At 60.2% G+C, this 8,857-nt stretch carries 8 protein-coding genes; 6 read left to right on the forward strand and 2 right to left on the reverse strand.

Annotation, left to right across the window (positions count from 1 at the left end; genetic code table 11):
* Positions 1 to 19: 19 nt before the first annotated feature.
* From lon to cmoB, 5 genes are all read left to right on the forward strand, one after another.
* A complete protein-coding gene (gene lon / locus ACZ3HH_RS08655) occupies positions 20 to 2,437 on the forward strand; it encodes an endopeptidase La (RefSeq protein WP_465804010.1) in 2,418 nt (805 codons plus the stop codon).
* Positions 2,438 to 2,641: 204 nt separating this feature from the next.
* Complete coding sequence (locus tag ACZ3HH_RS08660) at positions 2,642 to 3,034, forward strand: protease inhibitor I42 family protein (protein ID WP_448093907.1); 393 nt, start codon at positions 2,642 to 2,644, stop codon at positions 3,032 to 3,034.
* A gap of 2 nt (positions 3,035 to 3,036) precedes the next feature.
* Positions 3,037 to 3,672: a lysoplasmalogenase gene (locus ACZ3HH_RS08665; RefSeq protein WP_465804012.1), complete on the forward strand. Its 636-nt coding sequence runs from the start codon at positions 3,037 to 3,039 to the stop codon at positions 3,670 to 3,672.
* 217 nt (positions 3,673 to 3,889) lie between these two features.
* Positions 3,890 to 4,669: a carboxy-S-adenosyl-L-methionine synthase CmoA gene (gene cmoA / locus ACZ3HH_RS08670; protein WP_465804014.1), complete on the forward strand. Its 780-nt coding sequence runs from the start codon at positions 3,890 to 3,892 to the stop codon at positions 4,667 to 4,669.
* Positions 4,666 to 5,622 carry a tRNA 5-methoxyuridine(34)/uridine 5-oxyacetic acid(34) synthase CmoB gene (gene cmoB, locus ACZ3HH_RS08675; RefSeq protein WP_465804015.1) on the forward strand — a complete coding sequence of 319 codons (957 nt, stop codon included), beginning with the start codon at positions 4,666 to 4,668 and terminating at the stop codon, positions 5,620 to 5,622. Before cmoA ends, cmoB begins: the two co-directional genes overlap by 4 nt.
* Positions 5,623 to 5,753: 131 nt before the next feature.
* Here cmoB and tadA read toward each other — a convergent pair whose 3' ends face one another.
* Positions 5,754 to 6,251 (reverse strand): tRNA adenosine(34) deaminase TadA, encoded by a 498-nt coding sequence (gene tadA, locus ACZ3HH_RS08680; RefSeq protein ID WP_465804017.1) that lies wholly within the window; start codon positions 6,249 to 6,251, stop codon positions 5,754 to 5,756.
* Positions 6,251 to 7,627, reverse strand: a complete 1,377-nt coding sequence (locus ACZ3HH_RS08685) for a multicopper oxidase family protein (RefSeq protein WP_429545690.1) — start codon at positions 7,625 to 7,627, stop codon at positions 6,251 to 6,253. The genes tadA and ACZ3HH_RS08685 overlap by 1 nt, the downstream gene beginning before the upstream one ends.
* Positions 7,628 to 8,407: 780 nt before the next feature.
* Between ACZ3HH_RS08685 and ACZ3HH_RS08690 the strand changes: the two genes are divergently transcribed.
* Positions 8,408 to 8,731 (forward strand): hypothetical protein, encoded by a 324-nt coding sequence (locus tag ACZ3HH_RS08690; protein ID WP_465804019.1) that lies wholly within the window; start codon positions 8,408 to 8,410, stop codon positions 8,729 to 8,731.
* The last annotated feature ends 126 nt before the right edge of the window (positions 8,732 to 8,857 follow it).

Below are 8,857 nucleotides of genomic sequence, written 5' to 3' on the forward strand. Positions count from 1 at the left end.
CCTATTGCGCAGGTGCCCCATGACCGACCAGCAAGAATTCCCCGAAGACCCGAGCGAATACGCCGAAACAGATAACGCCGAACACCACTCCACCGGCAAAGGCCTCGCCCTGCCTGGCCAGAACCTGCCGGACAAGGTCTACATCATCCCGATCCACAACCGGCCCTTCTTCCCGGCGCAAGTACTGCCGGTGATCGTCAACGAAGAGCCGTGGGCCGAAACCCTCGAACTGGTCAGCCAATCCGATCACCACTCCCTGGCCCTGTTCTTCATGGACGCTCCCCAGGAAGATCCGCGCCACTTCGACACCAAAGCCCTGCCGGAATACGGCACCCTGGTCAAAGTGCACCACGCCAGTCGCGAAAACGGCAAACTGCAATTCGTCGCCCAAGGCCTGACCCGGGTGCGCATCAAAACCTGGCTCAAACACCATCGCCCGCCGTACCTGGTGGAAGTCGAATACCCGCATCAGCCCACCGAGCCAACCGACGAGGTCAAGGCCTACGGCATGGCGCTGATCAATGCGATCAAAGAACTGCTGCCGCTCAACCCCCTGTACAGCGAAGAGCTGAAGAACTACCTCAACCGCTTCAGCCCCAATGATCCATCACCGCTGACCGACTTCGCCGCCGCGCTGACCTCGGCCACGGGCAGCGAGCTGCAAGAAGTGCTCGACTGCGTGCCGATGCTCAAGCGCATGGAAAAAGTCCTGCCGATGCTGCGCAAGGAAGTCGAAGTCGCGCGCCTGCAGAAAGAAATCTCCGCCGAAGTCAACCGCAAGATCGGCGAGCATCAGCGCGAGTTCTTCCTCAAGGAACAACTCAAGGTCATCCAGCAAGAGCTGGGTCTGACCAAAGACGACCGCAGCGCCGACATCGAGCAGTTCGAGCAACGTCTGACGGGCAAGGTGTTGCCGCCCCAGGCGCAGAAACGCATCGAAGAGGAAATGAATAAACTGTCGGTCCTCGAGACCGGTTCACCGGAATACGCGGTGACCCGCAACTACCTCGACTGGGCGACCTCGGTGCCATGGGGCGTGTACGGCGAGGACAAACTCGACCTCAAACATGCGCGCAAGGTGCTGGACAAACACCACGCCGGCCTCGATGACATCAAGGACCGCATCCTCGAATTCCTCGCTGTCGGTGCCTATAAAGGCGAGATCAGCGGCTCCATCGTGTTGCTGGTGGGCCCACCGGGCGTGGGCAAGACCAGCGTCGGCAAGTCCATCGCCGAATCCCTCGGCCGGCCGTTCTATCGCTTCAGCGTCGGCGGCATGCGCGACGAAGCCGAGATCAAGGGCCACCGCCGCACCTACATCGGCGCGCAACCGGGCAAACTCGTCCACGCGTTGAAAGACGTCGAAGTGATGAACCCGGTGATCATGCTCGACGAGATCGACAAAATGGGCCAGAGCTACCAGGGCGACCCCGCCTCGGCGCTGCTGGAAACACTCGATCCGGAACAGAACGTCGAATTCCTCGACCACTACCTCGATTTGCGTCTGGACCTGTCGAAAGTACTGTTCGTCTGCACCGCCAATACCCTGGACTCGATTCCCGGCCCGTTGCTGGACCGGATGGAAGTGATTCGCCTGTCGGGTTACATCACCGAAGAGAAAGTCGCGATCGCCAAGCGTCACCTGTGGCCGAAACAGCTTGAGAAAGCCGGCGTATCCAAGGGTAGCCTGAGCATCAGCGACAACGCATTGAAAGCCTTGATCGACGGCTACGCCCGAGAAGCCGGGGTGCGGCAGCTGGAAAAAAACCTCGGCAAACTGGTGCGCAAGGCCGTGATGAAGCTGCTCGACGAGCCGAAAGCAGTGATCAAACTCGGCCCGAAAGACCTGGAAGCCTCCCTCGGCCGACCAGTATTCCGCAACGAGCAAGTGCTGTCCGGCATTGGCGTGATCACCGGGCTGGCATGGACCAGCATGGGCGGCGCGACCTTGCCGATTGAAGCCACGCGCATTCACACCCTCAACCGAGGCTTCAAACTCACCGGGCAATTGGGGGAGGTGATGAAAGAATCGGCAGAAATTGCCTACAGCTACGTCAGCTCCAATCTGAAGCTATTTGGCGGCGATCCGACGTTCTTCGACGAAGCCTTCGTCCACCTTCACGTACCGGAAGGTGCCACGCCGAAAGACGGCCCGAGCGCCGGCGTGACCATGGCCAGCGCCCTGCTCTCGCTCGCCCGCAACCAGTCGCCGAAAAAAGGCGTGGCCATGACCGGTGAACTGACGCTGACCGGACATGTACTGCCGATTGGCGGCGTGCGAGAGAAGGTGATTGCAGCGCGGCGGCAGAAGATTTTCGAGTTGATCCTGCCGGAACCAAACCGTGGAAGCTTTGAAGAGTTGCCGGATTATCTGAAGGAAGGGATTACCGTGCACTTTGCCAAGCGCTTTGCGGATGTGGCGAAGATATTGTTCTGATAGTTATGTAGTGCCTGCACCGCCGCCATCGCGGGCAAGCCCGCTTCCACAGGTTTATCGCAATCCCTGTGGGAGCGGGCTTGCCCGCGATGACGTCGGCACTGACTACACCATCCCTCACGGCCATCCCGGTCTGGCTGTCACACTTTGTCTCATCTTCAGTTATGCTCGCCGTTCGTCGTGAATGCCGGAGCCACTGATCTTATGTCCCCCACCCGCCTGTTTATCCCCCTCGCCCTCGCCCTGCTGAGCGCTTGCGCCACGCAATCGAAACAGAACGTGACCGTGGAAAAACAAAGCGAATGCCCGGTGCAACTGAACAACGGGCAAAACCTGATCCTGACCCTGCCAAGCAACCCGACCACGGGTTATCGCTGGGCGATCCAGGATTCGGCCGGTGGCGTGTTGCGTGCGCTCAGCCCCGAGGTCTATAGCAACCCGGAAGATGCCGGGATTGTCGGCAGCGCCGGCATTTCAACCTGGCGCTTCCAGGCCTTTGCCACCGGCACTGGCCGCTTGCGGCTGACTTATTCACAGCCGTGGGCCCCCGAAGTACCGGCGGTAAAAACCTTCGACTGCGCCATCGCGGTTAACTGATCGTGGGTTGGCTGATTCTGGCGCTGATGGGCGCGGTGACCTTTCTGTATGGCCTGAGCGTGCACGCCGCGTTGCTGTGCCTGCTGGTCAAACCGATGCCAGTGTTGGCGCTGCTCGGCTGGTTGCACGATGCACCGCCCAGTGACTATCGGCGCTGGATCAGCCTGGGTTTGATTTTCTCCCTGGTCGGCGACGTGTTGCTGGCATGGCCGGGGGATTTGTTCGTGTTTGGCCTTGGGGCATTTTTGGTCGCGCATTTGGCGTATCTGAAGGCTTATTTAAGCGATTGCCGGCGTCTGGCACTGTTGCCGTTGATCCTCGCGTTGAGCGTGGGCGCGGTGCTGCTGGGGATTCTGATTGCCAATGGCTTGGGACCGCTGCTGATCCCGGTGATCGTCTATGGGCTGGCCATCAGCGCCATGCTCTGGCGCGCCCTGGCCCGACTCGGCACCGACGTGCCCAAACGCTCGGCGTTGCTGGCGGCGGCGGGCGCAGTGGCGTTTGTGTTTTCTGACAGTGTGATTGGCATTAACCGGTTTGTGATGCCATTCCACGCCGCGCCTTACGTGATCATCCTCAGCTACTGGCTGGGGCAATGGGGGATTGCGGCGTCGGCGTTCACCCCAAAATCGCGCTGAATCCTGTGGCGAGGGAGCTTGCTCCCGCTGGGCTGCGAAGCGGCCCCAAACCCATTCAACGAGTTTTATCAGACCCGCCCGATCAGCCGGTATGACGACTGCTACGCAGCCGAGCGGGAGCAAGCTCCCTCGCCACAACGGTGTTTCTCCCCTTTGGCCGAGGTCACTCCAGCGCTTTATCAGACAACCCGCGCATCCCCCCGTCAATTTGGCTAAAATGCCGGCCTTTTCCACCTACGCCGCTGGAACCGCCGTGAGCAAAGAATCCGATCGCCTTTTCGCCCAGCCTTTGACCCAGGTGCCTGACTTCGCCTTTAACGAGGACGTGGTTCGGGTGTTCCCGGACATGATCAAGCGCTCGGTGCCAGGTTATCCGACCATCGTGGAAAACCTCGGCGTGCTCGCCGCGCAGTTCGCCCAGCCCAACAGCGTGCTCTACGACCTGGGCTCGTCCCTCGGCGCGGTGACTCAGGCCCTGCGCCGTCACGTGCGCACCGACGGCTGCCGGGTGATCGCTGTGGATAACTCCGCAGCCATGGTCGAGCGTTGCCGCGAATACCTCAACGGCCAGGACTCGATGTTCCAGGAGTTGTTGCCGGTGGAAGTGATCGAAGGCGACATCCTTGCCCTGGAATTCCAGCCGGCCTCGGTGGTGGCGCTGAACTTCACCCTGCAATTCATCGCCCCGGACCAGCGCACCGTGCTGCTCGCGCGCATCCGCCAATCGTTGTTGCCCGGTGGCGCGCTGATCCTCTCGGAGAAGCTGCGCTTCAATGACCCCGAAGAACACGCGCTGCTCACCGACCTGCACGTAGCCTTCAAACGCGCCAACGGCTACAGCGAACTGGAAATCGCCCAGAAGCGCAGCGCCATCGAAAACGTCATGAAGCCCGACAGCCTCGAAGAACACCGCGAGCGCCTGTTGGCCGCCGGGTTCTCGAAAGTCGTGCCGTGGTTCCAGTGTCTTAACTTTGCCTCGTTGATTGCCTTGCCATGATTGATCTGTCTCCCCTCGCCCGCCGTCTGGCCGGTACTCCGCTGGCCGAATGGGCCAACACCCTGCAAGCGCAACTCGACAAGAAAATGGAAAAAGGTCACGGCGACCTGGAACGCTGGCAGAGCGCGCTGGACGCGTTGCCGAAGATTCAGCCAAGCGAAGTCGACTTGTTGAATGGTCTGACACTGGACACCGATTGCAACGACGACACCCGGGCCCAAATGCGCACCGCACTGATGGGTTTGTCGCCTTGGCGCAAAGGCCCGTTCGACCTGTTCGGCGTGCATGTCGACACTGAATGGCGTTCGGACTGGAAGTGGTCCCGGGTAGCTCCGCACCTGGACCTGAAAGGCAAACGCATTCTCGATGTCGGCTGCGGCAACGGTTATTACATGTGGCGCATGCTCGGCGCCGGTGCCGACAGTGTGATCGGCGTCGACCCCAACTGGCTGTTCTTCTGCCAGTTCCAGGCCGTGCAGCGGTACCTGTCCGAGCCCAATGCCTGGCACTTGCCGTTTCCCTTTGAGGATCTCCCTCCCAATCTGGAAGGCTTCGACACCGTGTTTTCCATGGGCGTGTTCTATCACCGTCGCTCGCCGATCGAGCATTTGCTGGCGCTGAAGGATTGCCTGGTCAAGGGCGGTGAACTGGTGCTGGAGACGCTGGTGATCGAAGGCGATCAGCAGCAGGTATTGGTACCGGAAGACCGTTACGCGCAGATGCGTAACGTGTGGTTCCTGCCATCAGTGCCCGCGCTGGAACTGTGGCTGCGCCGCGCCGGGTTCAGCGATGTGCGTTGCGTGGATGTGAGCGTGACCACGGTCGAGGAACAGCGTGGGACGGAGTGGATGAAGTATCAGTCGTTGAGCGACTTCCTTGACCCGGAAGATCACAGCAAAACGATTGAAGGGCTGCCGGCGCCGATGCGTGCGGTCATCGTCGCCCGCAAGTAAAACCCCGATCTCCCAAACACCAGATAAACCTGTGGGAGCGGGCTTGCCCGCGATGGCGGTGGTTCAGTCAACATCAATGTTTGATGTGCCGACGCCATCGCGGGCAAGCCCGCTCCCACAGGTATCGGTGTTTACTCTGAAGGTTTTGCTCGGCGTGCCTTGAAAAACTCAGTCAACACCGCGCTGCATTCCTCCGCCAACACCCCACCCTCATACAACACCCGGTGATTCAAAAAGCCCTGGGTAAAAAACTGCCCCTGGCTCTGCACAATCCCGGCCTTGGGCTCCAGCGCGCCATACACCACCCGCGCAATCCGCGAGTGCACGATCAGCCCGGCGCACATGCTGCACGGCTCCAGGGTCACGTAAAGCGTGCTGCCCGGCAGTCGATAGTTGCTGGCGGCCTGAGCCGCAGCGCGGATCGCGACCATCTCGGCGTGAGCACTCGGGTCGTTGCCGCTGATCGGGCAGTTGAAACCCCGACCGATGATTTCACCGTCCTGCACCAGCACCGCGCCCACCGGCACTTCACCCAGCGCCGCGCCTTGAGCGGCCAGGGCCAGGGCTTCGCGCATGAAATCACGATCATGGCTACGATCAATAATTGCCGCGGGGCGAATCTGACGCATCACGCCACCTCGATGGCGGCCATCAGGCCGGTTTCCATGTGGTCGATCACATGGCAATGAAACATCCACACCCCAGGGTTATCCGCCACCAGCGCCACTTGCGCACGCTCGTTCTTGCCCAACAGATACGTGTCGGTGAAGTACGGGATGACCTTGTGCCGGTTCGAGGCAATGACCTTGAAGCTCATGCCATGCAGGTGGATCGGGTGTTGATACTGAGTCATGTTCTTCAATTCGAAAATATAGCTTTTGCCCTTTTCGAGCTTGGCAATCGGTCGATCGGCGCAGGTCTTGTCGGTGATGTCCCAGGCCTTGCCGTTGATCTGCCACAGGCTTGGCGGCTTGCCGTTTTCGACATTGACCGACACCGAGCCTACCCATTCAAAATTGAAGTTGAGTTTCTCGGCATTGGCCAGGTCCGGCTCGGCCACCGGGTTGGCGGGCAGCGCCGGCGGCCACTCGGTCGGCGCATCGGTGTTGGCCACTGAGCGGAAGGTGCCCAGGCGTACCGGACCGTTGCGCAAGGACAACTCTTCGCCGGCCGGTGGTGCCTTGATCGCCAGGCAAATGCGCATGCCAGGACCCAGCCAGTATTCCTTGCCCAGTGGACGCGGTTCAATCGGATTGCCGTCCAGCGCGTAGATCTGCGCTTCGACGCCAGGAATGTTGAGGCGGTACGTCAGCGTATTGTCGAGGTTGAGCAACCGTACACGAGTGATCTGCCCGGCGGGCAAGTCGATCACCGCTTGCGAGACGCCATTGATGGTCGACAAGCCCCCCGCCGTACCGCCACGGGCCGCTTCACGAGGAATGCTGAACGCTACGAAAGCGCCCTCCTCATCGACATGCCAGCTCTTGAGGCTCAAGGTCTTTTCGTATTTGAAACCGGTGGGCTCGCGCTCTTCGATGATCAGCGGGCCGACCAACCCACGACCCAGCTCTTCGCTGCTGTTCACGTGCGGGTGATACCAGTAGCTGCCGGCATCAGGCACGCGGAATTTATAGTCGAAGTACTCGCCCGGCAGCACCGGCAATTGCGAGACGTACGGCACGCCGTCCATTTCCAGCGGCAGGCGGATGCCGTGCCAGTGAATGGTGGTCGCCACCGGCAGATGGTTGATGAAGCGCACCCGCAGCCATTCGCCCTGACGCACGCGCAATTCAGTGCCCGGCGCCGACGGGCCAAAGGCCCAGGCGGGAGTCTTGTGCCCGGCTACCAGTTCGACGTCCAGCGGGGCGGCGATCAGTTCATAGTCGTGGCCGGCGTCAGCGTCGGCCATTTTGCCCAGCCAGTAACGCGACGCGCCACCGGCTCCGACACCAACGACAACAAGACCGGCCAGGCCACCGAGAATTTGGCGACGGGTAAAGGACATGAACTCAACTACCTCACGTATCAGCCACAGGCGGGGAGCCTGCAAAAGGCGAATACGATACACCTGCGGTTGAGAAACAGTAAGGGCAGAGTGGCGGATGGTCACAGCCAAAGCTCGGCTGGCAATGCACCTGTGGCGAGGGGGCTTGTCGGAACGACGCATCGCCCCGTTCGGCTGCGAAGCAGTCGTAAAACCATCCAGCGCGATGTATCAGATGCAATACGATTGCAGGGTTTAGGGTCGCTTCGCTGAACGTTATTTAGTCGCTGTTAATCAGCGAATCGCCCTACATCCATTTCCACCTTTCCCGACTTCTTTCCTGATCGATCCCCCGCAAAGTCCCCGCGCCTAATTTTCTGCCTACAGGATTGAAGTCTTCCCATATTTGGCGGTCAGCCTCGATTCCTTAGGCGCGAGGCTTGCCCGCGATGGCGGTCTCACAGGCAGCGAAATTTCTGGGCAAGGTCGTCGGAAGTTTCCTTCAACTCGTAGCGGTTTCCATGAACTGGTGTGAAATGTGTTCCATCGATAGTCTTTGGCTGTCACTGCGAATGCAGTGGCAGGGTGTAGGAGCCCTCTCTCATGGTGCAACAGCTTTGTCGTTTGATTGCGGCGCTTAATTCGTGTCCGTAAGATCGTTCGCGGCGGCTGTGCGCGGGACACGCTTCGGCGTGGCCGAGGTCCATGAGTGCTCGGTACTCCTACTCCTGCGCATGGCTGCCACCCAAACCTGTAGGAGGGTGCGTTGGCAGCTCATATTCATACTCATGGAAATTACAAATGACGACGCTAACGCCAGACCCACCCTACGAAAAACCAATGCCCCACCCCAAAAGCCGTTTCATGGCGCTCACCAGCAATTGCACCGACATGCCCACCCTGTTCGTCGATACCCACGCGCCGCTCGATGTTTTGACCGACGCTGCCAGCTATCGAATTCGTGCCGTAACCCAGGTGCTTGAGAACATATCCATGCGCGGCTCAGTCGAGTGCGATTCGATGATTCTCAGTGACTTCGCCCTGCTCTGCGCCATTCCATTGCGCGATGGGTGTGATGTGCTGGATGTGATTGGGCGGCGGTTGCGGGCGCGGCCTTCGGAGTAGTGCTGAGCAGCTTTGGCGAGGGAAGTTAAGAAGTTTGAGCGACGAAAATCCTGTGGGAGCGTGGCTTGCCCGCGAAGAATGCACCGCGGTTTTTCAGGTATTACGCGTCATCGTTCTTCGCGGGCA

The organism is Pseudomonas sp. PME37.24/025 (assembly GCF_055556615.1).